At 72.1% G+C, this 25,738-nt stretch carries 32 protein-coding genes and 1 tRNA gene; 27 read left to right on the top strand and 6 right to left on the bottom strand.

What is annotated here, in order from left to right; translation table 11 throughout:
- The 8 genes from AB0F61_RS26535 to AB0F61_RS26500 form a co-directional block, all read left to right on the top strand.
- Positions 1–416: 4Fe-4S dicluster domain-containing protein (locus tag AB0F61_RS26535; protein WP_357814666.1), on the top strand; the 416-nt coding region annotated here is incomplete at its 5' end.
- A complete protein-coding gene (gene nrfD / locus AB0F61_RS26530; RefSeq protein ID WP_357814663.1) occupies positions 413–1,750 on the top strand; it encodes an NrfD/PsrC family molybdoenzyme membrane anchor subunit in 1,338 nt (445 codons plus the stop codon). The genes AB0F61_RS26535 and nrfD, both read left to right, overlap by 4 nt.
- A 13-nt stretch (positions 1,751–1,763) precedes the next feature.
- Positions 1,764–1,859 (top strand) — tRNA-Sec (locus AB0F61_RS26525).
- A 22-nt stretch (positions 1,860–1,881) separates the two neighbouring features.
- Positions 1,882–3,186, top strand: coding sequence for an L-seryl-tRNA(Sec) selenium transferase (gene selA / locus AB0F61_RS26520; RefSeq protein ID WP_357814660.1), 1,305 nt, complete (start codon positions 1,882–1,884; stop codon positions 3,184–3,186).
- A gap of 2 nt (positions 3,187–3,188) precedes the next feature.
- Positions 3,189–4,943, top strand: coding sequence for a selenocysteine-specific translation elongation factor (gene selB, locus AB0F61_RS26515; protein WP_357814658.1), 1,755 nt, complete (start codon positions 3,189–3,191; stop codon positions 4,941–4,943).
- Between the two features lie 133 nt (positions 4,944–5,076).
- Positions 5,077–5,274 (top strand): hypothetical protein, encoded by a 198-nt coding sequence (locus AB0F61_RS26510; RefSeq protein ID WP_184187418.1) that lies wholly within the window; start codon positions 5,077–5,079, stop codon positions 5,272–5,274.
- A gap of 80 nt (positions 5,275–5,354) precedes the next feature.
- Complete coding sequence (locus AB0F61_RS26505) at positions 5,355–6,632, top strand: hemolysin family protein (protein ID WP_357814654.1); 1,278 nt, start codon at positions 5,355–5,357, stop codon at positions 6,630–6,632.
- 74 nt (positions 6,633–6,706) lie between these two features.
- Complete coding sequence (locus AB0F61_RS26500; protein ID WP_036410487.1) at positions 6,707–6,892, top strand: hypothetical protein; 186 nt, start codon at positions 6,707–6,709, stop codon at positions 6,890–6,892.
- 5 nt (positions 6,893–6,897) lie between these two features.
- Here AB0F61_RS26500 and AB0F61_RS26495 read toward each other — a convergent pair whose 3' ends face one another.
- The gene (locus AB0F61_RS26495) at positions 6,898–7,545 is read right to left on the bottom strand and encodes a hypothetical protein (RefSeq protein WP_357814651.1); all 648 of its coding nucleotides are present in this window, start codon (positions 7,543–7,545) and stop codon (positions 6,898–6,900) included.
- A gap of 101 nt (positions 7,546–7,646) precedes the next feature.
- On the opposite strand from AB0F61_RS26495, the gene AB0F61_RS26490 reads away from it, so the two are divergent.
- Positions 7,647–7,883 (top strand): hypothetical protein, encoded by a 237-nt coding sequence (locus tag AB0F61_RS26490; protein WP_357814649.1) that lies wholly within the window; start codon positions 7,647–7,649, stop codon positions 7,881–7,883.
- 6 nt (positions 7,884–7,889) lie between these two features.
- Here AB0F61_RS26490 and AB0F61_RS26485 read toward each other — a convergent pair whose 3' ends face one another.
- The 3 genes from AB0F61_RS26485 to AB0F61_RS26475 form a co-directional block, all read right to left on the bottom strand.
- Entirely contained in the window at positions 7,890–8,366 is a 477-nt protein-coding gene (locus AB0F61_RS26485; RefSeq protein WP_357814646.1) for a hypothetical protein, read from the bottom strand.
- Positions 8,363–8,575 carry a phosphatidylethanolamine-binding protein gene (locus tag AB0F61_RS26480; RefSeq protein WP_088989541.1) on the bottom strand — a complete coding sequence of 71 codons (213 nt, stop codon included), beginning with the start codon at positions 8,573–8,575 and terminating at the stop codon, positions 8,363–8,365. Before AB0F61_RS26480 ends, AB0F61_RS26485 begins: the two co-directional genes overlap by 4 nt.
- A gap of 98 nt (positions 8,576–8,673) precedes the next feature.
- Entirely contained in the window at positions 8,674–9,555 is an 882-nt protein-coding gene (locus tag AB0F61_RS26475; RefSeq protein WP_357814644.1) for a universal stress protein, read from the bottom strand.
- Between the two features lie 122 nt (positions 9,556–9,677).
- Here AB0F61_RS26475 and AB0F61_RS26470 point away from each other — a divergent pair, with 122 nt between their 5' ends.
- The 15 genes from AB0F61_RS26470 (at position 9,678) to AB0F61_RS26400 (ending at position 21,236) form a co-directional block, all read left to right on the top strand.
- Positions 9,678–10,424, top strand: a complete 747-nt coding sequence (locus AB0F61_RS26470) for an SAM-dependent methyltransferase (protein WP_357814641.1) — start codon at positions 9,678–9,680, stop codon at positions 10,422–10,424.
- Between the two features lie 71 nt (positions 10,425–10,495).
- Complete coding sequence (locus AB0F61_RS26465) at positions 10,496–11,674, top strand: PP2C family protein-serine/threonine phosphatase (RefSeq protein WP_357814639.1); 1,179 nt, start codon at positions 10,496–10,498, stop codon at positions 11,672–11,674.
- 56 nt (positions 11,675–11,730) lie between these two features.
- Positions 11,731–12,195, top strand: coding sequence for a MarR family transcriptional regulator (locus tag AB0F61_RS26460; RefSeq protein WP_357814637.1), 465 nt, complete (start codon positions 11,731–11,733; stop codon positions 12,193–12,195).
- A gap of 297 nt (positions 12,196–12,492) precedes the next feature.
- On the top strand, positions 12,493–13,122 hold the full coding sequence (locus tag AB0F61_RS26455; protein ID WP_357814634.1) for a CDP-alcohol phosphatidyltransferase family protein: 630 nt from the start codon (positions 12,493–12,495) through the stop codon (positions 13,120–13,122).
- The gene (locus AB0F61_RS26450) at positions 13,119–14,063 is read left to right on the top strand and encodes a DUF881 domain-containing protein (protein WP_357814632.1); all 945 of its coding nucleotides are present in this window, start codon (positions 13,119–13,121) and stop codon (positions 14,061–14,063) included. Before AB0F61_RS26455 ends, AB0F61_RS26450 begins: the two co-directional genes overlap by 4 nt.
- Complete coding sequence (locus tag AB0F61_RS26445) at positions 14,060–14,392, top strand: small basic family protein (protein ID WP_030327710.1); 333 nt, start codon at positions 14,060–14,062, stop codon at positions 14,390–14,392. Before AB0F61_RS26450 ends, AB0F61_RS26445 begins: the two co-directional genes overlap by 4 nt.
- 11 nt (positions 14,393–14,403) lie before the next feature.
- Positions 14,404–15,405 carry a DUF881 domain-containing protein gene (locus AB0F61_RS26440; RefSeq protein WP_357814629.1) on the top strand — a complete coding sequence of 334 codons (1,002 nt, stop codon included), beginning with the start codon at positions 14,404–14,406 and terminating at the stop codon, positions 15,403–15,405.
- A 60-nt stretch (positions 15,406–15,465) separates the two neighbouring features.
- The gene (gcvH, locus tag AB0F61_RS26435) at positions 15,466–15,846 is read left to right on the top strand and encodes a glycine cleavage system protein GcvH (RefSeq protein WP_355031815.1); all 381 of its coding nucleotides are present in this window, start codon (positions 15,466–15,468) and stop codon (positions 15,844–15,846) included.
- A 215-nt stretch (positions 15,847–16,061) separates the two neighbouring features.
- Positions 16,062–16,514 carry an FHA domain-containing protein gene (locus tag AB0F61_RS26430; RefSeq protein ID WP_007071101.1) on the top strand — a complete coding sequence of 151 codons (453 nt, stop codon included), beginning with the start codon at positions 16,062–16,064 and terminating at the stop codon, positions 16,512–16,514.
- A 50-nt stretch (positions 16,515–16,564) separates the two neighbouring features.
- Positions 16,565–17,266 (top strand): MerR family transcriptional regulator, encoded by a 702-nt coding sequence (locus AB0F61_RS26425; protein WP_238647315.1) that lies wholly within the window; start codon positions 16,565–16,567, stop codon positions 17,264–17,266.
- Positions 17,267–17,451: 185 nt separating this feature from the next.
- Positions 17,452–17,916, top strand: coding sequence for a bifunctional nuclease family protein (locus tag AB0F61_RS26420; protein ID WP_030327706.1), 465 nt, complete (start codon positions 17,452–17,454; stop codon positions 17,914–17,916).
- A 197-nt stretch (positions 17,917–18,113) separates the two neighbouring features.
- The gene (locus tag AB0F61_RS26415; protein ID WP_357814625.1) at positions 18,114–18,710 is read left to right on the top strand and encodes a MerR family transcriptional regulator; all 597 of its coding nucleotides are present in this window, start codon (positions 18,114–18,116) and stop codon (positions 18,708–18,710) included.
- Between the two features lie 251 nt (positions 18,711–18,961).
- Positions 18,962–19,360 (top strand): group 1 truncated hemoglobin, encoded by a 399-nt coding sequence (locus tag AB0F61_RS26410; protein WP_357814622.1) that lies wholly within the window; start codon positions 18,962–18,964, stop codon positions 19,358–19,360.
- A 2-nt stretch (positions 19,361–19,362) separates the two neighbouring features.
- The gene (locus AB0F61_RS26405; RefSeq protein ID WP_357814620.1) at positions 19,363–20,544 is read left to right on the top strand and encodes a globin domain-containing protein; all 1,182 of its coding nucleotides are present in this window, start codon (positions 19,363–19,365) and stop codon (positions 20,542–20,544) included.
- Complete coding sequence (locus AB0F61_RS26400; RefSeq protein WP_357814617.1) at positions 20,541–21,236, top strand: cell division protein DivIVA; 696 nt, start codon at positions 20,541–20,543, stop codon at positions 21,234–21,236. The genes AB0F61_RS26405 and AB0F61_RS26400 overlap by 4 nt, the downstream gene beginning before the upstream one ends.
- A 168-nt stretch (positions 21,237–21,404) precedes the next feature.
- Here the strand turns inward: AB0F61_RS26400 and AB0F61_RS26395 are convergent, their stop codons facing one another.
- Together AB0F61_RS26395 and AB0F61_RS26390 are read right to left on the bottom strand one after the other, a co-directional pair.
- On the bottom strand, positions 21,405–22,061 hold the full coding sequence (locus AB0F61_RS26395) for an NAD(P)H-binding protein (RefSeq protein ID WP_357814615.1): 657 nt from the start codon (positions 22,059–22,061) through the stop codon (positions 21,405–21,407).
- 9 nt (positions 22,062–22,070) lie between these two features.
- Positions 22,071–23,000 carry a sigma-70 family RNA polymerase sigma factor gene (locus tag AB0F61_RS26390; protein ID WP_357814612.1) on the bottom strand — a complete coding sequence of 310 codons (930 nt, stop codon included), beginning with the start codon at positions 22,998–23,000 and terminating at the stop codon, positions 22,071–22,073.
- 147 nt (positions 23,001–23,147) lie between these two features.
- On the opposite strand from AB0F61_RS26390, the gene AB0F61_RS26385 reads away from it, so the two are divergent.
- The 3 genes from AB0F61_RS26385 to AB0F61_RS26375 all read left to right on the top strand — a co-directional run bounded on the left by AB0F61_RS26385 (position 23,148) and on the right by AB0F61_RS26375 (position 25,734).
- The gene (locus tag AB0F61_RS26385) at positions 23,148–23,504 is read left to right on the top strand and encodes a DoxX family protein (RefSeq protein ID WP_357814609.1); all 357 of its coding nucleotides are present in this window, start codon (positions 23,148–23,150) and stop codon (positions 23,502–23,504) included.
- A 132-nt stretch (positions 23,505–23,636) separates the two neighbouring features.
- Complete coding sequence (locus AB0F61_RS26380; protein ID WP_357814607.1) at positions 23,637–24,704, top strand: MerR family transcriptional regulator; 1,068 nt, start codon at positions 23,637–23,639, stop codon at positions 24,702–24,704.
- Between the two features lie 181 nt (positions 24,705–24,885).
- Positions 24,886–25,734, top strand: coding sequence for an NAD-dependent protein deacetylase (locus AB0F61_RS26375; protein ID WP_357814604.1), 849 nt, complete (start codon positions 24,886–24,888; stop codon positions 25,732–25,734).
- Positions 25,735–25,738 lie beyond the last annotated feature (4 nt).

Raw genomic sequence — 25,738 nt, 5'->3', positions numbered from 1 at the left:
CGGCGTGTCCGTACGGGGTGATCGACCAGCGTAAGGATGATGGTCGGGCGTGGAAGTGCACGTTGTGCTACGACCGGTTGGGTGCGGGTATGACGCCGGCGTGTGCGCAGGCGTGTCCGACCGAGTCGATCCAGTACGGGCCGCTCGACGAGTTGCGGGAGCGGGCCGCCACGCGGGTGGCGACGTTGCGGGGGCGGGGGGTGCCGGAGGCGCGTCTGTACGGGCACGACCCGCACGACGGTGTGGGTGGTGACGGGGCGTTCTTCCTGCTCCTCGACGAGCCCGAGGTGTACGGGTTGCCACCGGATCCGGTCGTGACCACCCGCGACCTGCCGGCCATGTGGAAACGCGCCGGCCTCGCGGCCCTCGCCATGGCGGCGGCCACCGTCGCCGCGTTCGTCGGAGGTTCCTCGTGAGTCCCCAGCGCCCCGAGGTGGGCGACCTGTTCCGCCGCTTCCGCGACCGGCTCGCCGCCGACGGCCTCGCCCAATCGGCTGCGGACGGGGTCGGCCAATCGGCCGCCGCCGACCGCGACCGGCTCGCCGCCGACGGCGCCGCCCAATCGGCTACGGACGGCGCCGCCCAATCGGCCGCTGACGGCTCCGGCCGATCGGCCGCCGACGGCGTCGACCGGTCAGGTGGTCCGCGGGTACGGCGCGCAGCGGTGGGCGTCGACTCGGGAGCGGACCTGACCTCGCAGCGGTCGCGGACCGCCGAACCCTCCGGCCGGCGGGCTGGTCGCCGGGGTGGGCGTCGCGGCGGCGGCGAGGAACTGCGGGTGCCGGAGGCCGAGTTCACGTCGTACTACGGTCGACCCATCCTCAAGGCCCCGGTCTGGAAGTGGGACATCGCGGCGTACCTGTTCACCGGCGGACTGGCCGCCGGCTCGTCGCTGCTCGCCGCGGGTGGGCAGCTCACCGGGCGGCCGACGCTGCGGCGCGCCGGTCGGGTCACCGCACTGGCCGCCGTCAGTGCCAGCGCCGTCTTCCTGATCAGGGATCTGGGCCGACCGGCGCGGTTCCACCACATGCTCCGGGTGGCGAAGCCGACCTCGCCGATGTCGATGGGCACCTGGATCCTCACCGCGTACGGGCCGGCCGCGGGCGTCGCCGCGATCGCCGAGGCCGCCGGTGTGCTGCCGCGCCACGGCCCGCTCGGGCTGGCCGGTCGGGCGTTGCCGTCGCTCGGGCACGCCGCCGGGCTGCTCGCCGCCGGCACCGCGCCCGCGTTGGCCACGTACACCGGTGTGCTGCTCGCCGACACGGCCGTGCCGTCGTGGCACGAGGCGTACCCCGAGTTGCCTGTCATCTTCGCGGGCAGCGCCCTGGCCAGCGGCGCTGGCGTGGGTCTGCTCGCCGCGTCGCCGGATGAGGCGGGGCCGGCCCGCCGGATGGCGGTGGCCGGCGCGGCGCTGGAGTTGTACGGCGCGCACCGGGTGGAGACCCGCCTCGGTCTGCTCAGTGAGCCGTACCGGGTGGGTCGGCCCGGTCGGTTGCTGCGCGCCGGTCGGCTGCTCACCGCCGGTGGGGTCGCCGGTGCGCTGCTCGGCCGGCGCAGCCGGTCGGTCAGCGCGCTGTCCGGTGCCGCGCTGCTGGCTGCCTCGGTGCTGACCCGGTTCGGCATCTTCTACGGCGGTGTCGCCTCCGCCCGCGACCCTCGGTACACGGTGGTGCCGCAGCGGGAGCGGGCCGACGCCCGGCGAACCGGCATGGATCTTCCATCTGATCGGGCGGCCCCGCCCTCGGTGTGATCGAATGTCCGGTGGAGGCGTTCAGGCGGCTGGTGCCCCTCCCGGTCTTCAAAACCGGAGTGGTCCGGGACCCGGGCCAGGCGGGTTCGATTCCCGTCCGTCTCCGCCAAACCGCTGCAGGAGATGACGCGATGGGCGACGGGCTGGTGGACCCGCGACGCCGGGTGCCCCGCACCGACACGCTGCTCGCCGACCCGCTGCTGGCCGCGGCCAGCGCGACGCTGGGCCGGGACCAGGTCAAGGCGGTCGTGGCCCGCCTCCAGGAGCAGGCCCGCCGCGGCGAGATCAACCCCGACGAGGTACGCGACGCCGCGGTGGCCGCGTTGCCCGCGCCCGGCCCCCGGGCGGTGCTCAACGCCACGGGCGTCGTGCTGCACACCAACCTGGGCCGGGCACCACTGTCGCCAGCCGCGGTCGCCGCGGTGGTGGCCGCCGCCGGGCACACCGACGTCGAGTTGGACCTGAACACCGGCCGCCGGGCCCGTCGTGGCCGCGCCGCGCTCGACGCCCTGGCCGCCGCCGTGCCCGACGCGGGCGCCGTGCACGTGGTCAACAACGGCGCCGCCGCGTTGGTGCTGGCCGCCACCGCCCTGGCCGCCGGCCGGGAGATCGTGGTCAGCCGCGGCGAACTCGTCGAGATCGGCGACGGGTTCCGCCTGCCCGACCTGCTGGAGAGCACCGGCGCTCGACTGCGGGAGGTGGGCACCACCAACCGCACCACCCTCGCCGACTACGCCGCCGCGCTCGGCCCGCAGACCGGCTTCGTGCTCAAGGTGCACCCGTCGAACTTCCAGGTCACCGGCTTCACCTCGGCGACCCCGGTACGCCAGTTGGCCACCCTCGGCGTGCCCGTGGTCGCCGACATCGGCTCCGGCCTGCTCACGGCGGATCCGCTGCTGCCCGACGAACCGGACGCGACAAGCACTCTGCGCGCCGGGGCCGCGCTTGTCACCGCCAGTGGCGACAAACTGCTCGGCGGCCCGCAGGCGGGGCTGCTGCTCGGCGACGTCGAGCTGATCGACAGGCTGCGCCGTCACCCGCTGGCCCGGGCGTTGCGGGTGGACAAGCTCACCCTGGCCGCGTTGGCCGCCACCCTGCACCAACCGGCCACCCCGACCCGGACGGCCCTGCACGCGGATCCGGCCGCCCTGCGCGAGCGGGTGGAGCGGCTGCGCGACCGGCTCGGCGCGGACGGCCGTAAGGCGGAGGTGGTGCCGGCCGTCGCGGTGGTCGGTGGCGGTGGCGCACCCGGCGTCGAGTTGGACTCGTGGGCGCTGAGCCTGCCCGAGCGCTACGCCGCGCCGCTGCGCACCGGAGACCAGCCGGTGCTCGGCCGGGTGGTGCGCGGCCGGCTCCTGCTCGACCTGCGCTGCGTGCCCGCCGACGCCGACGACGCCGTCCGCGCGGCCGTGCTGCGCGTACCCGGGGACGACTGAGCGTGTTCGTCGTCGCCACCGCCGGGCACGTCGACCACGGCAAGTCGACACTGGTCCGGGCGCTGACCGGGATGGAACCCGACAGGTGGGCCGAGGAACGCCGCCGGGGGATGACCATCGACCTGGGCTTCGCCTGGACGACGTTGCCCTCCGGCGGCACCATCGCCTTCGTCGACGTGCCCGGCCACGAGCGGTTCGTGCCGAACATGCTCGCCGGGGTCGGCCCGGTGCCGGCGGCGCTGATCGTGGTCGCCGCCGACGAGGGGTGGATGCCGCAGTCCGCCGAGCACCTGGCCGCGCTCGACGCGCTCGGCGTCGCGTACGGCCTGCTGGCGGTGACGCGCGCGGATCTGGCCGATCCGGGGCCGGCGACGGCCCGCGCCCGCGCCGAGATCGGCGCGACAAGCCTCGGCGCGGTGGAGGCGGTGGCGGTCAGCGGCCGCACCGGCGCTGGTCTGCCGGAGCTGCGGGCCGCCCTGGACCGGCTCACCGCCCGGCTGCCGACGCCCCCGGTGGACGACCCGGTCCGGCTCTGGGTCGACCGCAGCTTCACCGTGCGGGGCAGCGGCACCGTCGTCACCGGCACCCTCGGCGCCGGTCGGCTACGGGTGGGCGACGAACTGGAGGTGGCCGGCGCCGACGAACCGGTCCGGGTGCGGGGCCTGCACTCACTCGGCGAGGCCCGACCGGAGGCCGCCGCGGTGGCCCGGGTGGCGGTCAACCTGCGCGGCACGCCCCGCGACCGGCTGGGCCGCGGTGACGCGCTGCTCACCCCGGGCCGGTTCCAGCACACCGACCTGGTCGACGTCCGGCTCACCGGCGACCCGGCCGCCGACCTGCCGGCCACCCTCACCCTGCACGTCGGGTCGGCGGCGGTGCCGGTCCGGGTCCGACCGCTCGGCGCGGACACCGTGCGGCTGCGCCTGTCCCGCCCGCTGCCACTGCTGGTGGGCGACCGGGCGCTGCTACGGGACCCGGGCCGCCACCACGTGACCGGCGGGGTACGGGTGCTGGACGTGGCACCGCCGCCGCTGGCCCGCCGGGGTGCCGCGGCCGCCCGCGCGCAGGTCCTCGCCGAGCTGGACGGTCGACCCGACCTGGTCGGTGAGCTGCGCCGCCGGCGGCTGGTCCGGGCCGGCGCGTTGATCCGGATGGGCGTTCCGGTGCACACCGCGCCGGTGGCCGGTGACTGGCTGGCCGACCCCGAGCACTGGCGGCGCCTCGGCGAGCAGGTGACCGAGGAGGTCGCCCGCTACGCGCGGGAGCACCCGTTGGAGCCCGGGATGCCCGTGGACGCCCTGCGCCAGCGCCTCGCCCTGCCCGACCGGGTGCTGGTCGAGGCGCTGGTCCGCCCCCCACTGCGGATCCACGCCGGACGGGTCGGCGCGGCGGGCGCCGACGCGCTGCCCGAACCGGTGGCCCGAGCGGTGCGGCGGGTCCGCGAGGAGTACGGCGACCGGCCGTTCCGCGCCCCCGAGGCGGACCGTCTCGTCGACCTCGGTCTGGGCCCCCGGGAGATCGGCGCGGCGGTGCGCGCCGGCGCCCTGCTGCGGCTGGCCGACAACGTGGTGCTGCTGCCCGACGCGCTCGACGACGCGGTCCGGGTGCTGGCCGGGCTGCCGCAGCCGTTCACGCTGTCCGCGGCCCGGCAGGCGTTGGACACCACCCGCCGGGTGGCGGTGCCCCTGCTGGAACTGCTGGACCGTCGCGGCGCGACCCGACGACTGCCCGACGACGCCCGGATCGTCGTCACCTGAGCCCGCACCACCCCGCCCGGCGCTGCCCGTGGGTGGAGCTTCCGGCGACGGGTGTCGCGCCGACCGGAGGTTGACCGGATCGGTGCCGGGCTAACCGGCCCCCGGGCCGGCGGCGGTCACCTACGGTGACGCCATGGACCCTTCGGCGGTCTGGCGGGACCGGCAGCACCGGTGGCGGATCGAGGCGTACCGCGCGCCCGACCTGCGGTTCGCCATCTACGCCACGAACGGCCCCACCGAATCGGTGCCGCTCTGGCTGTTCGGTATGTCGGCGCTGGCCCGCTGGTTGATGAGCCACGCCATCTCGCTCGACGACCTGGAGGTCGACTGAGCGGTGGCGCGGGCGCAAACCGGACCCGGGACCGGCTCCGCTGCGGTTGAGTGACCTGAGGCGGCGGACGGGGGTGCGCGATGGGTGGTCAGCTCGTGCAGGTGGCGCTGGTGGCCGTGCTGGTGCTTGTCAACGCCGCGCTGTCCGGCAGCGAGATGGCGTTGGTGACGCTGCGCGAGGGGCAGTTGCGGCGCTTGGGGCGACGGTCGCGCGCCGGGGACCGGTTGGTGCAGTTGTCCCGTGACCCCAACCGCTACCTGGCGACCATCCAGCTCGGCATCACCCTGGCCGGTTTCCTCGCCTCGGCGGCGGCCGCGGTGTCGCTTGCCGAGCCGCTCGTCGGTCCGTTGGGCTTCCTCGGCGGCGTGGCACGTCCCGCCGCGGTGCTGCTGGTGACCGTGCTGCTGACGTTCGTCACGCTGGTGATCGGCGAGTTGGCGCCCAAACGGTTGGCGATGCAGCGGGCGGAGCGCTGGGCGCTGCTGAGTGCCGGCCCGCTGGACCTGCTCGCCCGGCTGTCCCGGCCGGCGGTGTGGTTGCTCAGTCGGGCCACCGACGCGGTGGTACGGCTGGCCGGCGGCGACCCGCGGGCCAACCGCGCGGAGATGACCGAGGAGGAGTTGCGGGAGATGCTGGCCAGCCAGCGTGGCCTGTCGGCGCAGCAGCGGGAGATCCTGACCGGCGCGTTCGACATCGCCGGCCGGACGTTGCGGGAGATCCTGGTGGCCCGGCGGGAGGTGATGACGTTGCCGGCGAGCCTGGCCGCCGACGAGGGAGTCCGCCGGCTTGCCGCCGCCGGGCGGTCCCGCGCCCCGGTCACCGGTGCCGGTGGCCTGGACGAGCTGCTCGGAGTGGTGCACATCCGCGACCTGGTGCAGGCCGGCACGGCGTCGGTGAGGGAGAAGGTGCGCTCGCCCGTGCTGCTGCCGGTGACCCTGCCGGTCGCCGACGCGTTGCGTCAGCTCCGGCAGGAGCATCAGCAACTGGCCCTGGTGGTCGACGAGCACGGCGGCATCGACGGCCTGGTCACCATGGAGGATCTGCTGGCCGAGGTGGTCGGCGAGTTGTACGACGAAACCGACCGGGACGTGCACGGGGTGGTCCGGGAGGAGGACGGTGCCCTGCTGGTGCCCGGTGACTTCCCCCTGCACGACCTGCCCGACCTGGGGGTACGGCTGAGCTTCCCGTTGTCCCGGGACTACACCACGGTGGCCGGGTTGGTGCTGGCCCGGCTGCGGCACCTGCCCGGCCAGCCGGGGGAGACGGTACGGCTGCCCGGGCTGACCCTGGAGGTGGTGGAGGTCGCCGACCGGGCGGTGCGTCGGGTGCGGCTGCGCGGGTTCAGCGCCGAGCGCTGACCGGGTCGCCCGGACGGGGGACAACGACCCGGAACAGCCCCGCGGCGGACGTGCGCCCGCCTACGGTGCGATTCGTGAAGGACCGAGGTTTGCGTACGTTCGTCACGGTGCTGGCCGGCCTCGCGGTGATCTACTTCGGCAGCGCCGGCCGCAGCCCCGAGGAGGGCCGTGGCATTTCCGGTGGGGTGGTGGTCCTGGCGTTGCTCGCCGCGCTGCTGGTGTGGCACCTGACCAGGCCGGGAGACAAGACGGTGAAGTGAGCGGCTCAGCGCGCGGCCCGGGTGACCTCGCCGGCGGACTCCTCGCCGAGCGCCACCCGCACCAGCGCCGAGGCGAGCCGGCCGAAGTCCGGTTCGTCCACCAGGCCGGCCAACCCGTCCGGGGAGCCCGGTAGGCCCAACTGCTTCGCCCCGGCCAACGCCCGACGGTCGGCGTACGGGCGCAGGTCCGACCAGACCGTCTGCGCTTCGCGGAGGTAGATGTCCGCGCCGGTGGGGCCGACGCCGGGAAACTCGGTGAGCCGTCGACGCAGCCCGGCCGGGTCACCCTGGGCCTCCCGGTGCAGTCGACGCAGGTCACCGTGCCACCGGTCCAGGCACAGCCGGGCGCCGGTGCCGAGCATGGTGGCCGTCCGCTCGTCGTAGCGGCGGTAGTGGCCTCGGCCCAGCGCGTCGACGCGGTCCTGCCAACTGGCCGCCTCCATCGCCTGTGGCGTGCGGTAGCCCGCGGCGAACAGTTCCCGCGCGGCGTCCACCGCCACGCACGCCCGGATCCGGGTGCTCAGCAGGGTGGTCAGCACCAGTAACTGGTAGAGCGGACCGGGGCGGTCGGTGAGCCGGATGCCGGCCTCCTCCGCGTACGTGCGGCCACGCCGGTCCAGCAGGACCCGCGCCACCGTTCGATTGTTGCCCACACCGACCGGGTACCCGATCCGCGTGCCGCTAGCCGTCGCGCCGGCGGACGGGGTCGGAATGGCACCGGAGCGGGCGGGTATGCCGACGGTGGAGGCGGTCGATGCCCGCCCGCCGTATCCGGAGGGAGACACCTGTGGTCAACCCGCAGCAGGAGGAGTTCCGGCGTAACGCCAAGGGAGCCACCAGCCAGGACAGCAAGGGACCCAAACCGACCGGGCACCCGCTCAACCGTGGTTCGTCGCGCGGCGACGAGGGTCGGCCGGTGCCCAAGGGGCAGGTGTCGCCGTACGGCCCGGCCGGTGAACCAGTGGCCGAGGACGACAGCGACACCCGGTAACGGCCCCTAACGACCGCGACCTGACGGCCGCCGCAACCTGTTCCAGGTGGCGGCGGCCGCCAGACCGTACGCGAGGTGCGGGATGATGTCGGAGATCCAGTCGGAGCGCCGCCAGGTGCGCGGATCACTGATCCCGAGCACGGTGATCGACCCGTCGGTCATGGTCATCACGCCGGCGCCGAGCAGGCCGGTGGCCATCGGCAGTGGTTGGCGCCGACCACCGGCGTAGAACGCGAACGCGACGCCAGCGGCGACGCCGAGCCCGTAGCCGATCAGCGGCCCGAGGCCCGAGCGGCGATTCGCCGCCCGGCCGTCGGACCCCAGGCTGACGTGCGCGATCCCGGCCAGCCGGTCGACGGTTTCCTGTGGGACGTCGCTCTCCGGCCGTCCCCGCAGGGCCATGTCGAGGTAGCTGACCACGTTCAGCGCGGTGCTGCCGACGGCGCCCGCGATGGCGCCGTCGGCAACGTCGACTCTGTTCACTTCGGGTCGCCCGGTTCGCGTTCGCTCTTGGGGCCGTACGTGCGGTCGCCGCGTACCACGCCCCGTTGTCCCCGATCCTCCTGCAGGATCCGGTTGGCGACCTGGTTGGCCTTGCCGTCGGGCACCCGGCGTCCGGAGTCGTCGATCGCATTGCGCAACCGCGCCCGCTGCTTGTCGTACGCGTTACTGCCCGGCCGTGGTCCTGGCATCTGGTGTCTCCTTCGTCGGTCTGGGCGACCGCTGTCGCCCTCGTCGCCGTCGGCGTACCGCGGCCGTCTACCCGTCTGGCGGCCGGTGAACCTCGGTCCTAGCGGGGGCCGTGGACCACGGCGACCGGGCACCGTGCGTGGTGCAGCATCGACTGGCTCACCGACCCCAGCAGCAACCCGGTCACCTCGCCGCGCCCCTGCCCGCCCACCACCGCCAGTTGCGCGGAGCCGGACGCGTCGGCCAGCACGGCGCCGGTCCGGCCGCGCACCGCCCGGCAGGTCAGCCGCAGGCCGCGGTGGTGCTCGGTCAGGTCGGTCAACCACTCGGCGAGCATCCGTTCCTGCTCGCCGAGTAGCTTCGCCTCGTCGTACACCAGGGGTTGCATGTCGCCGGGGCCGCTGCTGCCGGGGTGCCGGTAGGCGTGCACCGCCAGCAGCGGCACGCCGCGTGACACGGCGGTCTCGGCCGCGAAGTCGGCCGCCAGCCGGGACGCCGGCGAGCCGTCCACCGCGACCAGCACCGGCTCGTCGGGTCGTTGCTCGCCGCGGGCCACCAGCACCGGGCAGTCGGCGTACGCGGCGACCTGCACCGCGACCGAGCCGACCAGCAGCGCCGAGAAACCGCCCAGCCCACGGTCGCCGAGCACGATGAGCGCGGCGGTGGGCGACTCGCCCACCAGCACCGCGGCGGCCTCACCGTCGATGATCTCGCCGGAGATCGACAGCCCCGGTACGGTCGCCTCGGCCTCGGCCACCGCGGCTTGGACGAGTTCCTCGGCCCGGTGGCGCAGCCCACCGCCGGGCGGCGCGTCCGGGGCGGGGGAGAGCGGCACGTGCAGCAGCGGCCAGACGAACCCGTGCACGATCCGCAGTGGCCGGTGCCGGCGGGCTGCCTCGGTGGCGGCGAGGCGTACGGCGCGCAGGGCGGGTTGTGATCCGTCCACGCCGACCACCACCGCCGCGCTGTCCGCCGAGTTCACCGTCCACCTCCCGACAGGCCCTATGGCAAGTATCGCGGCCGGGAACGTCTCCGCGCCGCGATACCGCTGAGCGCGTCGGGGTCGGTACGCTGGCGACGACCGGTCCGGAGGGAGGATTGTCGATGGGTGAACCGGACCAGCCGAGCACCGGCCGCATGATCGACTTTTGGCTCGGTGGGGAGCACCACTTCCCGGTCGACGTGGCCGCCGCGAGCGCGTTCGAGCAGGCGTACGGGCCGTGCGCCCCGGTGTTCCGGGAGTTGCGGGCGTTCCTGGGTCGGGCGGTGCGGGCCATGGTCGCCCACGACGTGGACGGTTTCCTGGTGTTCGGCGCCGGGGTGCCCACGATGGGCAACGTGCACGAGGTCGCCACCGACGCGACGGTGCTCTACACCGACGTCGACCCGGTGACCATCCGGCTGGGGCAGAGCGTTCTCGCCGGCAGCGACCGGGCCGGCTACGGCTTCGGTGACGCGACGGACATCGGCACGATCGACCCGGCGCAACTGCACCGTTTCGTGCCGGGCTGGGGCCGCCGGCCGGTCGGGGTGGTCTTCCTCGGACTCGCGGCGTTCCTCGACGACGCCACGCTGACCCACACGCTCGACGAGCTGTACGCCGCCGCGGCGCCGGGCAGCCTGCTCGTGGTGGACTTCGACACCGAGGAGTTGGCAGGTCACCCGGAGGCGCTGGCGATGATGGGGCCGCAGTTCCGGATGCGTCCACCGGCGGCGTTCGCGCCGCTGCTGGGCCGCTGGGCGCCGACGGCGGACGGGATCGTGCCGGTGGCGCGTTGGCGGCCGGAGGGTCCGCCCCTCGAGGTGCCCGACGCGTTCCACGGCGTCCTCGCGACCCGTGGTGACGACTGACCGCAGGGGTTCGCCGTCGCGGGGTGTCCGTATGATGCTTGCCCTGTAGCAAGCTTCTGGAGAGGACAACCATGGTGGACCCGCCGGACGTGGTGTCGCGCGCGCTGCGCGATGCCCCGCCCGACCAGTTGGCCGAGGCCGCGGACCGGGCGATCCGGTCGACGCTGGGCGCGGTGCGCACCGACGTCTTCGTCGCCGACTATCGCATCAGCGGGCTGTGGCCGGTGCTGGACCCGGACCTGCCGGCGGCCGGGTTCCTGGCCTGCCACACCGTGGCGCAGCGGTGCTTCAGCAGCCAGCAACCGGTACGCGACGCCGCCGGCGAGGGTCCCTGCCGGCTCTACCTGCCGTTGACCCTGTGGGGGGAGCGGCTGGGTGTGCTGTTGATCGAGCTGCCGGCCGTACCGAATCCGACGGTCACCGGCCACGCGACCGATATCGCCGGTGCTCTCGCGGTGGCGATGCGTGCGGCGGACCGGGGGACCGACCGGTACCGGCGGGCGCGTCGCCGTGAGCGACTCACGATGGCCGCCGAGATGCAGTGGGATCTGCTGCCCGGTCGCAGCGTGGCGCACCACGCGTTCGAGTTGGCCGGGCAGCTGGAGCCGGCGTACACCGTGGGTGGGGACCACTTCGACTGGTCTCTGGACGGCGACCGGCTCACCGTCACGGTGCTCAACGGCGAGGGCAGTGGGCTGGCCGCGTCGATGCTGACCGCCGTCACGGTGAACGCGATGCGCAACGCGCGTCGCTCCGGAGGCGGCCTGGTGGAGCAGGCCGAGCTTGCGTCGGACACGGTCTTCTATCAGCACCGGGGCCGCCGGTACGTGGCCACCCTGCTGCTTGACGTCGACACCCGTACCGGCCGGGTCCGGGCGGTCGACGCGGGTTCGCCCCACCTGCTGCGGATGCGCGGGGGCACGGTGGAGCCGTTGAAGCTTGATCAGCAGTTGCCGTTGGGGATGTTCGCGGAGACCCGCTACGAGGTGCAGGAGTTGCTCCTCGAGCCGGGTGACCGCCTCTTCGTGGTCAGTGACGGGGTGTGGGCCGCCGAGCCGCCGGGCCGGGAGCCGTACGGCGAGCGCGTGTTGGCTCGTTCGCTGCGCGCCACGCGGTTGCAGCCGGCGGCCGAGGCGGTTGGTACGGTGATGCGCGAACTGCACGCTTACCACGCGGAATCCGATTTACGCGACGACGCTGTCGTGGTGTGTCTGGACTGGCACGGTCCGCGTGAGCGGGACGGCGGGTGAGGGTTGCCGCCGCTCCGTCTGGCGGGCACCAGCGCGACGACGGCAGGGGACATCGGGTGGAGCGATCTGCGGATCTCGCCGCGGCGATCGACGCGGCTGCCGGGACTCTTATCGCTGTGCTCGACTCGGCCGCGTCGGGGCATCAGGTGCCGCCCACCCAGTTGCGGGTGTTGACGCTCATCGCCAGCCGAGCGGAAACCAATGTCAACGGGTTGGCGGAGCTGCTGGACGTGGTGCCGTCGTCGGCGAGCCGCCTCTGTGACCGGCTGGAGGCGACCGGGCTGTTGCGCCGGGTGGCCGATCCCCGCGACCGGCGTGAGGTGCGGTTGGTGCCCACTCCCGCGGCGCTGGCGCTGCTGGGGGACCTGGCCGAGCGGCGGCGGCGGGCGGTGCAGTCGGTGCTGGATCGGATGCCGGCGAGGACGCAGCACGACCTGTTGGCGGCGCTTGTGGCGTTCGGTCGGGCGGCGACCCAGTCGGTGCCCGAGCAGCAGGCCGATCCGGCGGTTCAGACGGCCTGACCGCCCCCGCCCAGTCCCGGTTTCCACTAGTATCCTAGGACGCTCTACGCGTGGTGATCCACGCCACAGTGCGGCAGAGCCGCACCGAAGGGCCAGCGGCGGCGCCCGGCAAGCGCGGGCCGGCCCGATATAGTGACAGCGCACTTACCCGGCCCGTGATCTTCGAGATCGCGGGCCGGATCAGGGAAGAGGCCTCACCCGGGGCCGCAGGGGAGCCGGCGCGGGCCGGCCCGACAGCGCGTACGACCCTCCGCCGCGCCCGACGTCGGCCGGGGGTCCGCGCGTGGAGGAGGATCGGTGTCGCGTCCGGCTCGGGCGGAGCAACCGCGGGACACCGGTGACCAGGCCCCCGGCAACCAGGTGCTCACCCTGCCCAACCTGATCAGCTTCGTACGGCTGCTGGGCGTGCCCCTCTTCCTCTACCTGTTCCTCGTCGAGCGAGCCGACGTGGCGGCGATCGTCGTCCTGGCCATCGGCGGCACCACGGACTGGGTCGACGGCTGGATCGCCCGCCGTCTGCACCAGGTGAGTCGACTCGGGGAGTTGCTCGACCCGTTCGCCGACCGGCTCTACATCCTCGCCACCCTTGTCGCGTTCACCGCGCGGGAGGTGGTGCCGTGGCAGTTCACCGCGGCGCTGCTGGCCCGCGAGCTGTTGCTGCTCGGCTCGCTGGCGGTGCTGCGCCGCTACGGGTATGGGCCGCCGCCGGTGCACTACGTGGGCAAGACCGCGACGTTCCTGCTGCTGGCGGCGTTCCCGGTGCTGCTGTTGGCCTCCGAGTGGAGCGCCGCGGCGACGGCGACGGCAGCGATCGGCTGGGCGTTGGCGTGGTGGGGGCTGGTGCTCTACTGGGTGGCCGGCGGGATGTACGTGGTGCAGGCTGCGCGGCTGGTGCGCGCGGCGCGCGGCCCGGGTGCGGCGGCATGAGCGCGCCGCAGCCGGGCAAACCCCGCCAGGATCGGGTGTACGCGCCGGATTTCCTCACCGAGCTGTTTCGCAACCCGCTGGATCCGGGGTACGCGGATGCGGCGGCTGCCCGCCGGCGTTCGGCGTCCAGCGGGTCGGTGCGGGGGTGGCGGGCCTGGCCGGCCCGGTCGGTCAGTCTGGTCGTGGTGGTGCTGCTCGGTTTCCTGTTCGCGGTCGCGTACCGGCAGACGATGGCGGACGAGCCGGGGCGGGCCCAGGCCCGGTCCGGTCTGGTGGCGCAGATCAAGGAGCGGGAGAGTCAGACCGACAGGTTGTCCACGCGCGCGGACCAGCTACGCGAGGAGGTCAGTCGGCAGCGGGACGCGGCGTTGAGCGGGTCGGCGGCGGCCCGGTTGCGGGACCTGGAGGCGAGCACCGGGCTGGGTCGGGTGCGCGGTGACGGCGTGGTGGTGCGGTTGGCGGACGGGCCGGGTAACGCGGACGCGGTGACCGGTGCCGGGGCGGGGCCGTCGCGGGTGCTGTACAGCGATCTGCAGGGTGTGGCGAACGCGTTGTGGAGTGCCGGTGCGGAGGCGATCGCCATCAACGGGCAGCGGTTGACGTCGACGTCGACGATCCGTACGGCGGGTGATGCGATCCTCGTGGATTTCCGGCCGGTGATGGGGCCGTACGAGGTGTCGGCGGTCGGGCCGGGTTCGATGCGGCGCAGGTTCGAGGACAGCCGGAACGCGGATGTGATGCGGGAGGTCGCGCAGAAGACCGGGTTGTCGTTCGGTGTGCGGGAGGCCGATGACCTCACCCTGCCGGCGGCTCCGGAGCCGCAGCTACGCTACGCGAAGCCGTCGGTCAGTCCGAGCCCTTCCGCGTCGGGTGTCCGGTCCGGTAGTCCTGGGTCGTCTGGTCCGACGACGACCGCTAGCCCCTCCGGAGGTGGCCGATGATCGCGGTGCTGGCGTTGCTTGCCGGTGTGGTGCTGGGTGTGTGGCTTGATCCCACGGTGCCGGCGGCGTTGCAGCCGTACCTGCCGATCGCGGTGGTGGCCGCGTTGGACGCGGTGTTCGGTGGGGTGCGGGCCCGGTTGGACCGTATCTTCGACGACAAGCAGTTCGTGGTGTCGTTCATCTCGAACGTGCTTGTCGCTGGTCTGATCGTGTATCTGGGTGACCAGCTCGGCGTGGGTGGGCAGTTGTCCACGGGTGTGGTCGTCGTGTTGGGTGTCCGCATCTTCGGCAACGTGGCGGCGATCCGTCGGCACCTGTTCCGGGCGTAGGTTTGACGGCGATGAGTGACGAGCAGAGCGACACGGGGACCGGGTGGCCGCAGCCGGCTGGGCCGACGCGTCCGGGTGGGCCGGCGGGTGAGCCGGATCCGCGTCCGGAGGCGCCGGATCCGGACGAGCTGAGCCCGTTGGCCCCGCAGGAGCCGGCGCAGCCGGACGAGGAGCCGGCGGTGGAGCCGGTCGAGGACGGTGCGACGGTGGACCTGAGCGCGGCGGTGCCGCGGTCGGGGGAGCCGGTGGCGGTTTCTGACGGGTTGGCCGAGCCGGCCGGGGAGTCGGTGGCGGTGCCACCGGTGGCGGCGGGTCGGTTCCGGTGGAGTACGGCCGGTGTGATGATCGTGGCGTTGTTGGTGCTGCTGGGTTTCACGTTGGTCGTGCAGTTGAAGACGACGTCGACGGATCCGACGTTGGGGGCGACGCGCCAGGAGGACCTGGTGCGGATCCTGTCGGATCTGGATGCGCGGGAGAGTCGTCTTCAGCAGGATATTCGTGCCCTGGAGGACAGTCAGCGGCAGTTGCGCTCGGGTGAGCAGGGTCGTCAGGCGGCGTTGGACGAGGCGACGCGGCGGGCGAACGAGTTGGGCATCCTGGCGGGTACGTTGCCGGCGGTCGGACCGGGGTTGACGGTGCAGTTCGAGGCGGGTGTCAAGCCGATCACCGCGACGCGGGTGTTGGACGCGGTGCAGGAGTTGCGGGGCGCGGGCGCGGAGGCGATGCAGATCGCCGGTGGTGACCGGGCGACGGTGCGGATCATCGCGTCGACGTACTTCCTCGACGGGGACAACGGGTCGTTGATGGTGGAGGGGCGTCGGTTGACGGGGCCGTACACGATCACGGTGATCGGTGATCCGGCGACGATGCGGACGGCGTTGAACATTCCTGGTGGGGTGGTGGCATCGGTCCGGGGTGTCGGCGGTAACGTGACGTTTGGGGAGCGTGAGGTTGCCGAGGTTTCGGCGCTGCACGCTCCGATCAAGTTAGAACACGCCCGTCCGGTCTCCTGACCGGCGCGGCCGCGCCGGGCCCGGGTGGTCCGGGGCACCGATGGATGAAGGACGCGTCTGGTGATTCCTGAGGATCTGCGATACACCGCCGAGCATGAGTGGGTGGCGGGTGACGGCACGGGTTCGATCCGGGTCGGTATCACGCACTTCGCGCAGGACGCGCTGGGTGACATCGTGTACGTGCAGTTGCCCGAGGCGGGTGCGGTGGTCGCGGCCGGTGATTCGTTGGGTGAGATCGAGTCGACCAAGAGTGTGTCGGAGATCTACGCTCCGGTCGCCGGTACGGTGGTGGCGCCCAACGAGGCGTTGGGTGACACGCCGGAGCTGATCAACACTGATCCGTACGGTGCGGGTTGGTTGGTGGAGATCACGCCGAACGATCCGACGGCGACGGATGGGTTGCTGACGGCGGCTGCTTATCAGAAGATCACCGAAGGCTGAGTGTGCGTGATCCGGTGCGTGGGTTGTGTGCGCGCGTCCGGTTGCCCTGCATTTCGGCGCTGGCTAGGCTCGCCCAGTCGACCGAGAACCCAAATAGTTGAGCGTTGCGGAATTGCCTTCCCGGGCACGGGGAGCCAGCCGCCGGGTGTTCACCTGCCCGGCGGCCAGACCCGCCATTACCCGACGCCGACCGAACAGATCCGTGAGGTGGTCCCATGACGCGGCCAGACGACGAGTTCCCCCCGCTCGACGTCACTTCGACGCTCAATCTCGGTTCGCTCGACGAAGTGCTGGAAGGGCCGGACACCGATGTGGTGCCGAGCCGGATGTCCGGCTCGTTGCCGCCGGGTATGGCGCTGCTTGTGGTTCGTCGAGGTCCGAATGCGGGTGCCCGGTTCCTGTTGGACCACGATGTGACGACAAGTGGCCGGCATCCGGACAGTGACATCTTCCTCGATGACGTGACGGTGTCGCGTCGGCACGCGGAGTTCCACCGCGATGGTGGGACGTTCACGGTGCGGGACGTGGGTAGCCTGAATGGCACGTACGTGAATCGTGAGCGGGTCGAGGCGGCCACGTTGAGCAATGGTGACGAGGTTCAGATCGGTAAGTTCCGGGTGGTGTTCATCGCCGGTCCGCGCCCGGAGGAGGAGGCCGGCCGGGGGTGAACGAGCCTGCGGCCTCCATGTCACCCGGGGCGGCTCGGTCTGAGCCGCTGATGAGCATCGGTGAGGTGCTTGGGCAGTTGCGGGTGGATTTCCCGGACACCACGATTTCGAAGCTGCGGTTTCTTGAGGCCGAGGGTTTGGTCGAGCCGCAGCGGACGGCGGCGGGTTACCGGAAGTACAGCTGGGACGATGTGGCGCGGTTGCGGTTCGTGTTGACCGCGCAGCGGGACAAGTACCTGCCGTTGCGGGTGATCCGTGAGCAGTTGGCCCAGTGGGATTCGTCTGGTGAGCAGCCGGGGCGGTCGCGGCCGGCGTTGGTGGCGGTTGGTCCTGATGGTGCGGTGCCGGGTCGTGAGTCGGTGGAGCCGGCCGAGTCGTCGCAGGTGCGGCTCGGCCGGTCGGATCTGGTGGCGCGTAGTGGGATCGACGAGTCGACGCTTGTGGAGTTGGAGCGGCTCGGTGTGCTGGTGTCGGATCCGCCGGGGTGGTATGACGCGGATGCGTTGATCATCGCGTCGGCGGTGGCGGGGTTGGCGTCGTACGGGTTGGAGCCGCGGCATCTGCGGGGTTACCGGACGGCGGCGGATCGTGAGGTTGGTTTGTTCGCCCAGCTGGTGGCGCCGTTGGCGCGGCAGAGTGATCCGGCGGCGCGGGCTCGGGCGGCGGAGACGGCGCGTGAGTTGGTGGCGTTGTCGGAGCAGTTGCACGCGGCGTTGGTGCGGGTGGGTTTGCGTTCGACGTTGGGTCGGTGAGGGTGCCCGGTGGGTGGTGGCTGAGCGGAAAGATCTCTTCCGGGAAGCGTGCCGTAGGCTTGCCGGGGTAACCCCTTTCTGGCGCGGGCGTGGTGCGGTAGCGCACGGGACGACCGTGTCGCGGTCCGTGTACCGTGCAGGGAAGGGCGCGGTGCGGCGTAGGTGACAACGACACGGAGGCGGCGGTGCGCGAGCTGAGCGTGGTCGGAGTTCGGGTGGAGCTGCCTAGCAACCAGCCGATCGTCCTGCTCAGGGAGGTCGAGGGGGACCGCTATCTGCCGATTTGGATCGGCGCGGTCGAGGCCACGGCTATCGCTTATGAGCAGCAGGGGGTCAAGCCGGCCCGACCGTTGACGCATGATCTTCTGCGGGACGTGTTGGCGGCGTTGAAGGCGCCCTTGCAGGCGGTGGAGATCACCGAGCTCAAGGAGAACGTGTTCTACGCGGATCTGTTGATCGGTGATGGGGTGCGGGTGTCGGCGCGGCCAAGCGATTCGATCGCGTTGGCGTTGCGTGTCGGTGCGCCGATTCGTTGTGCTGAGCAGGTCCTCAGCGAGGCCGGGATCGTCATTCCTGATGAGCAGGAGGACGAGGTGGAGAAGTTCCGGGAGTTCCTGGAGCAGGTGCGTCCGGAGGATTTCGCGGGCTGAGGTGGGCCGTGGGCTCTGCTCCCGGGGGTAGCGGTCGGTGCTGCCCCGGTTCGGTTGGTGATCTTTCTCGGTGGCTGCGCGGCGTGTCGTGTCGGTTCCTCCGTGGTAACCCCTGAAGGTGGCTATAGGGTTGCCGTGTCGAGGGGTGCGCGTCCCGGAAACGACGCGTCGCCACACTGACGGGGGAGGTTGTCCGGATGCACGAGCCGCGGGATTCCGATCCGGGTGGAGAGTTCGACGAACCGGGTGCCTCGTCGCCAGGTGTGGCGATTGAGGGTGACGGTTCGGTCGGCTACCGGGGTGTGACGGCCTGCCACGCGGTGGGCATCAGTTACCGGCAGTTGGATTACTGGGCGCGGACGGCGCTTGTCGTGCCGAGTGTGCGGGATGCCTCTGGTTCGGGGACGCAGCGGTTGTACTCGTTCCGGGATCTGGTGGTGTTGAAGGTCGTGAAGCGGTTGTTGGATGCGGGGGTGTCCCTGCAGAACATCCGTAAGGCGATCGAGGCGCTGCGGTCGCGTGGTGTGGAGGATCTGGCCGGGATCACTCTGATCTCCGATGGGACGACGGTGTACGAGTGTCGGTCGCCGGAGGAGGTGGTCGACCTGTTGCAGGGTGGCCAGGGTGTCTTCGGGATTGCCATCGGTGGGGCGTTCAAGGAGATTCAGGGGTCGTTGTCGCATCTGCCGGCGGAGCCGGCGACGAGCGCTCCGGTGGAGCGTGCGGTGGCGTCGGGGTCGGATCCGGTGGGTGACGAGTTGGCTGCGCGGCGAGCGCGGCGGCGGGCTGGCTGAGCGCGGCGGCCGGTTTTTTCGGTAGGTTTTTTCGCGACCGTCGGTGACGGTGCGTGGCGCCGGTGGGTGACTTCGCTCCACTGTGGACACCCTGGGTGTCGTTCTGGTTGCCGATTGTGGAGATACCCGTCGGTAGTGGTGACGCTGCGTTCTGCGCATCTGTCGGGAACGCGATAGGGGGGCAATGACCCCAGGCGGTTGACACGCTATGGTCCCTCACGGTTATCGACCCTTCCCCGGAGGAAACGACCGTGACGGTTACCGAAGAGGCTGCCCCCAAGTCGCACTACGACCGTATTGGCGGTGCCAGCTCGGTCAAGGCGGCTGTTGAGCTGTTCTATGACAAGGTGTTGGCCGACCCGGCTTTGGCGGGCTATTTCGCCGAGGTGGAGATGGTGGGTCAGCGGCGGCACCTGACGTTGATGTTGACCACGGTGTTGGGTGGTCCGAACGAGTACACCGGCCGTGGGTTGGCCGAGGCGCACCAGCCGTTGAACATCCCGGTGGAGCACTACGCGAAGGTGGGCGAGCACCTCCTGGCGACGCTGACCGAGCTGGGTGTGCCGGCGGACATCCTGGCCGACGTGCAGACGGTGCTGGGTCAGGTGCAGGACCAGGTGGTGGCCTCCGGAGACCGGTCGGGCGCCTGAGCGTGGACGCGGCCCAACTCAAGCAGAGCTGGTCGGTGGTCGCCGAGCACGGCGACCAGGTGCCGCTCTATTTCTACTCGACGTTGTTCCTCGCTCATCCTGAGACGCGGCAGATGTTCCCGACGAACATGGCCGGGCAGCGGGACCGTCTGGTGACCGCGTTGGGGCACATCGTGTCCAACGTGGACCAGGTGGACCGGCTTGTGGGTTTCCTGCAGGATCTCGGTGCGGACCACCGCAAGTTCGCGGTACGCGCGGAGCACTACCCGGCCGTCGGTGAGGCGCTGTTGGCGACGTTGCAGCATTTCCTCGCCGACCGATGGACCGAGGAGTTGGCTGCGGACTGGGCGGCCGCGTACGGGCTGGTGGCCCAGGTGATGATGGAGGCCGCGCAGGCCGCCGAGGCGGTGAACCCGCCGTGGTGGGTGGCGGAGATCGTGGCGCACGAGCGGCGGGCGTTCGACGTGGCGGTGTTGACGGTGCGCCCGCAGTATCTGTTGCCGTTCACCCCGGGTCAGTCGATCGGGGTGTCGCATCCGTCGGTGCGTTCGTGGCGGTACTACTCGCCGGCGAACGCGCCGCGGGCGGACGGCACCCTGGAGTTGCATGTGCGGGCCGCGCCGGGTGGCGCGGTGTCGTCGCGGTTGGTCTACGGGTCGGCGGTGGGGGATCGGATCCACCTGGCGGCGCCGGTCGGGGACCGGCTGGGGTTGTGGTCGGCGGGCTCCAGTGATCTGTTGCTGCTGGTCGCGGGCACCGGCTGGGCGCCGGTGAAGGCGCTGGTGGAGCAGGTGGCGGCGGAGGGTTCCCGCCGGCGGGTGGACCTGTACGTGGGGGCCCGTTCCCGCAGTGAGCTTTACGACAGCGACGCGATCGACAAGTTGGCGTCGTCGTATCCGTGGTTGACGGTCACCTACGTGGTGGGTGCCGATGCGAACCGGCCCGGGGAGTTTTCACACGCGGTGGATCGGGCGTTGGCCGACGGTGACTGGCGCTCCCGGCACGTGTTCGTGTGTGGGTCGGACGAGATGGTGTCGTACGCGGTGCGGGCGTTGCTGCAGGCGGGTTTCCACGCGGGTCAGGTGCACCACGAGGGCCTGGGTGAGCAGTGGTACGGCCCGGCGTGGCGTACGGCGGTGCAGCAGTCGCCTGTCGGTGACGTTTCGGGAGGTGGGCACAGGTGAGCGCGACCCCGATCAGCCGGTACGACGGGATGCAGGTTTCCGGCGCGGTGCAGGTGCGGATGACCGCCGATCGGGTTCGGCGGTGGCAGTTCGGTGCGGCGTCGTTCGCACGGCGTGGCTACGACAACGCCGACGTGGACCGGTTCCGGATGCAGATCGCCGACGAGTTGGATGTGTTGGCGACGCAGATCGCGACGTTGCGGGCGGAGAACGAGCGGCTGACCGACCGGGTGGAGCTGCACCGGCACGGGGTGATCCCGAGCACGGGGACGGCGGGAAAGGCCCCGGCGGCGCGGGAGGTGAATCTGCTGTCCGCGGCGCAGCGGGAGGCGGAGCAGATCATCGCGCAGGCGCATGACTACGCGCGGCGGGTCGCCGAGTACGCCCGGGTGCAGTACGAGAGTTACCTGCACGCGGCGGAGGCGGAGGCGAAGCAGGAAGCGGAGCGGGCCGTGGCGGAGTATCGCAGCGCGGCGGGGCCGAGTTTCGACGACACGGTGGCGACCCGGGAGGCGTTGCGGATTTTCGGGGAGATGATGGTGTCGCACATGCAGGCGGCGGCGCGGCATCTCGATGATGGCAGTGAGCAGTTGGCCCGGACGATGGATCGGATCGCGGCGGAGACGCCGGGGGCGCCGTTCGTCGGCGGTGTGGTGGATCAGTCGGCGTTGCCGCGCCACCAGCAGCGGTGAGCACCCGGGTGGGGTGCGTCCCCACCCGGGTGCTCAGGTGAGGCGTTGTGCGAGGTGGAAGGTCACCTCGGTGCCGGCGTCGCTGGCGAACGCGCCGTCCTTCTCGATGGGCGCGGTGAAGCGGTGATCGAGTGGCTGCGGGTCCATTGCTCTCCTCCGTGGGGCCGGTCAGGTCGTGGCGGCGCGGATGGCGTCGGCGATCGGGGTGGGCCCGCTGACGAGTTCGAGGGTCGCTCCGGTGGTGGCTGGTTCGTCGAGCAGGGCGACGAGGACGTGGGCGACGTCCGCGCGGCTGATCGCGCCCCGCCCGGCGTGTCGGGTGAGGGTGACCCGGCCGGTGGGTTGGTCGTCGGTGAGCCGCCCGGGGCGTAGCACCGTCCAGGCCAGGTCGCGGCCGCGCAGGTCGTCCTCGGCGGCCTTCTTCGCCCGCAGGTACGCCGCCCACACGTCGTCGGTGCCGGCGGAGGGTGGGTCGTCCACTCCCATGGAGGAGACGAGCAGGTAGCGGTGGACACCGGCGCGGGTGGCGGCGTCGGCGAGGAGCGCGGCGGCGCCCCGGTCGACGGTGTCCTTGCGGGCGGCGCCGCTGCCGGGGCCGGCGCCCGCGGCGAAGACCACGGCGTCGGCGTCGGTGAGGTGCGCGGCGACCTCCGCGGCGTCGGCGTGTTCCAGGTCGCAGACGACGGGGGTGGCGCCGGCGGCGCGCAGCGTGGCGGCCTGCTGGGGGTTGCGGATCAGGCCGACGGCGGTGTCGCCGCGGCCGGTGAGGTGACGCTCGACGAGTAGGGCGATCTTGCCGTGGCCTCCGGCGATGACGACACGCATGTGCCCAACCTACCGGCGGTGGGCTCGGGCGCGGCCGTGGCTTCCCGCGACGGCGATCGTGAGGCGATCGAGGCGGCCGGGTTCGCCGATGACGTCGATCGTGTGGATGAGTCCGGCGACGATGCCCAGACGCAGGGCGGCTTGCAGCCGACCGCGTGGGGCTATCACGATGCCGGGCGCCCCGTCGATCCAGGCCACCGCGCCGGTGCGGGCGCGTGCGGTGAACAGCTTGGTCTCCTCGGCCACCAGGCGCGCGCCGCGGATCTCGGTCGCCACGTCATCGGGGACCAGGATTCGGTCGACCCGGCGGACAACGTCGGGGGCCAGCAGGTCGAGCAGCACCGGTAGGTCACCGCCACGAGACGCGGCGAGGAAGGCGTCCACGAGGAGCAGGTGCTTGGCCGTCTGCCGCTGGAGGGTCGGCTGATCGCTGGCGGCCACGTAGACCCGGTCGCGGGCCCGGCTGGCCAGCTTCTTCGCCGCTGCCGGTGAGCGGTCCATCACCTGGCCGATCTCCTCGAAGGGGACGGAGAACAGGTCGTGCAACACGAAGGCGATCCGCTGCGCCGGGGAGAGCCGGTCCAGCACCACCAGCAGCGCCAGTCCTACCGACTCGGCGAGGAGCACCTCCTCCTCACCGGTGCGGGTCACGGCGGTGGGGCGCGATGTCACACTGGCCGTCTCGATGGCGTCGTCGAGGACGACCTCACCGCGACGGCGTCTCGCCCGCAGCAGGTCCAGACACTGCCGGGCCGTCACCGTGGTGAGCCATCCGCGCAGATTCGCGACGTCGCTCAGATCCGCCTGACTGGCCTTGATCCAGGTCTGCTGCACCACATCGTCGGCGTCGTGCACGGAACCGACCAGGCGGTGGGCCACCGCCCGCAGATGCTGCCGGTCTTCCTCGAACCGTGCGGCCAGAACCTCGTCCGAATCCACAGGGGTCACCTTTCCGCAACGGGCGACGTCATGGGGGTGACCAACCCGCGACGACCGTAGCGACCCTGAGGAGTCCGACACCGTGAACCTACCGCTCCGGAAGATCCTCGGCGACCACCGAACGCCCGGATGGGAACGCTGACCCGCATGGACGCCATCTATCTGATCGTGACCGTCACGACGATGAGCGCGAACGCCGCCATCGCGATCGCCGATTTCCGCCGCGCCCCCTTCGTGCTCGCGAACTCCGCGGAGGTTGGTGTGCCATCCTCCTGGCTTCCGCTGTTGGGCGCCCTCAAGGCCGCCGGGGCAGCCGGTCTCCTGCTCGGCCTTGTCGGTGTTCCGCTCGTCGGCTCTGCCGCCGCTGCCGGCCTCACCCTGTTCTTCATCGGTGCCGTCGCCGCGCACCTGCGCGCCGGCGTTCACCACAATGTGATCTTCCCCGGCGCGTACCTGGCCCTGGCCGTCACCACCTTCGCCCTCAGTGTCACCACCACGAGGTAGACCTGCGGGGCGCACGACGGCCGGCTGGGCGTCGGGGGTGGTTTCCTGGCCGGCGAGCTTGACCTTGACCTTTGGGTAACCCCCAGCCTGGTGCGTGCCGGTCGCGGTGACCGGCACGAGGAGGATGGCGACGTGGAGTTGTTGACCATCGGGGCGTTCGCGCAGGCGGCGAGGCTGACGCCGAAGGCGCTGCGCCTGTACGACCAGGTGGGGCTCCTGCCGCCGGCCGCTATCGATCCCGAGTCCGGATACCGGCTCTACGACCCGGACCAGTTGCCGTTGGCGCGGCTGGTCGCCCAGTTGCGCCGCATCGGTATGCCGTTGGCGACGATCCGCGCCGTGTGTGGCTTGGAGCCGGCGGCGGCGGCCGAGGCGGTCACCGCGTACTGGCGGCAGGTCACCGCCGACACCGCGGCTCGGGCACGGCTGGCCTCCGTCCTCGTGGACCACCTGTCTGAAGGGGGCACCACCATGTCTGAGGCGAAACCCGCCCTGGCCGTCCGTCATGCCGCTGGTTGTGAGACCGGGGCCGTGCGCGACAGCAACGAGGACACCGCGTACGCCAGCGGACGGTTGTTGGCCGTCGCCGACGGGATGCGAGGACCCGGCGGCGCTGCCGCCAGCGCTGCCGCCATCGACGCGCTGCGACCGTTGGAACTGGCCGACGGTCCGGCCGCCGATCTGCTGACGATGCTCGCTGGTGCGGTCACCGACGCCGAGCGCACCGTGCGCGCGTTGGCGACCGACGAGTACCAGCCGGTCACCACGCTGACCGCGCTGCTGTTCAGTGGTGCCCACCTGGCCCTGGTGCACGTGGGTGACACCCGGGCGTATCTCCTGCGCGGCGGTGAGTTGTCAGTGCTCACCCAGGATCACACCTGGGTGCAGGCTCAGGTGGAGCAGGGCCGCCTCGACCGGGACCAGGCCGCCGCGCATCCGCAGCGCGCTGTGCTGGTGCGCGCCCTCGGCGGCGGCCAGCAGGTCGAGGCGGATCTCGCGTTGCGCACCGCCCTGCCCGGTGATCGGTACCTGCTGTGCTCCGACGGCCTGTCCGCCGTCGTCGACCGTGCCGACCTGCTGTCGACGCTGAGCGCGGCAACCGATCCCGAGCAGGCGGTGCGGACACTGATCGGTCTGGCCGAGGCCGCGGGGGCGCCGGACAACATCGCCTGCGTCGTCGCCGACACCGTCGCCGCGTAGAGCGCGACAGCCACCGGCCGTCAGCGCGCAGAGCACGATGCCAGGCCGCCCACGCCGAGCCGCCCACGCCGCGCAGAGCGCGACGCCCACCCGAGGTCGAATCCCCGACCTGCGACCGAGCGGCGAGCGGCGGGTGGCCGGGGGTTCGGCGTCGGCGGGTGGGTTGAGGCAGCATGGAGAGGTGACGGAGAGCTTCGAGGCGGTGCGCGCGCTGGTGGCCGACGGTGGGGTGGTGGTGCTCAGCGGTGCCGGCCTGTCCACCGAGTCGGGCATCCCGGATTACCGGGGGCCCAGCGGGGTGGCGCGGCGGCACACCCCGATGACGTTCCAGGCGTTCACCCGGGATCCCCTGGCCCGGCGGCGCTACTGGGCGCGCAGCCACCTCGGGTGGCGGTTGATCGCGGGGGCTGCGCCGAACGCCGGGCACCGGGCGGTCGCCGGGCTGCAACAGGCCGGTCTGGTCGACACGGTGATCACTCAGAACGTCGACGGTCTGCACGGTGCGGCCGGCAGCACGTCGGTGATCGAGTTGCACGGCCGTCTGGATGAGGTGATCTGCCTGGACTGCGGCAACCTGACCTCCCGGGAGGAGTTGGACCGGCGGTTGCGCGAGGCCAACCCGGACTTCGTGGCGCAGGTCGCCGCGGTGAACCCGGACGGTGACGTTGATCTCCCCGATGAGCAGGTGGCGGCGTTCCGGACGGTGGACTGTGCGATCTGCGGCACCGGGATGCTGAAACCGGACGTGGTGTTCTTCGGGGAGACGGTGCCGCCGCAGCGGGTGGCGCGCTGTTTCGCGGCCGTGGAGCGGGCCCGGTCGTTGCTGGTGCTGGGGTCGTCGTTGACGGTGATGTCCGGGCGACGTTTCGTGATTCGGGCGGCCAAACGGGGCATCCCGGTGGCGATCGTGAACCAGGGCCCGACCCGGGGCGACGGGCACGCCACCGTGTGCGTCGACGCGCCGTTGGGCGCGCTGTTGCCGGAGTTGGCCGCCCGGGTCGCCGACAACCCGGCGACGGTCGGGGTCTGAGCAC

The organism is Micromonospora sp. NPDC023888, assembly GCF_040639415.1.
Classification (GTDB): Bacteria; Actinomycetota; Actinomycetes; order Mycobacteriales; family Micromonosporaceae; genus Micromonospora.
This window is presented reverse-complemented; position numbering and strand designations above follow the sequence as displayed.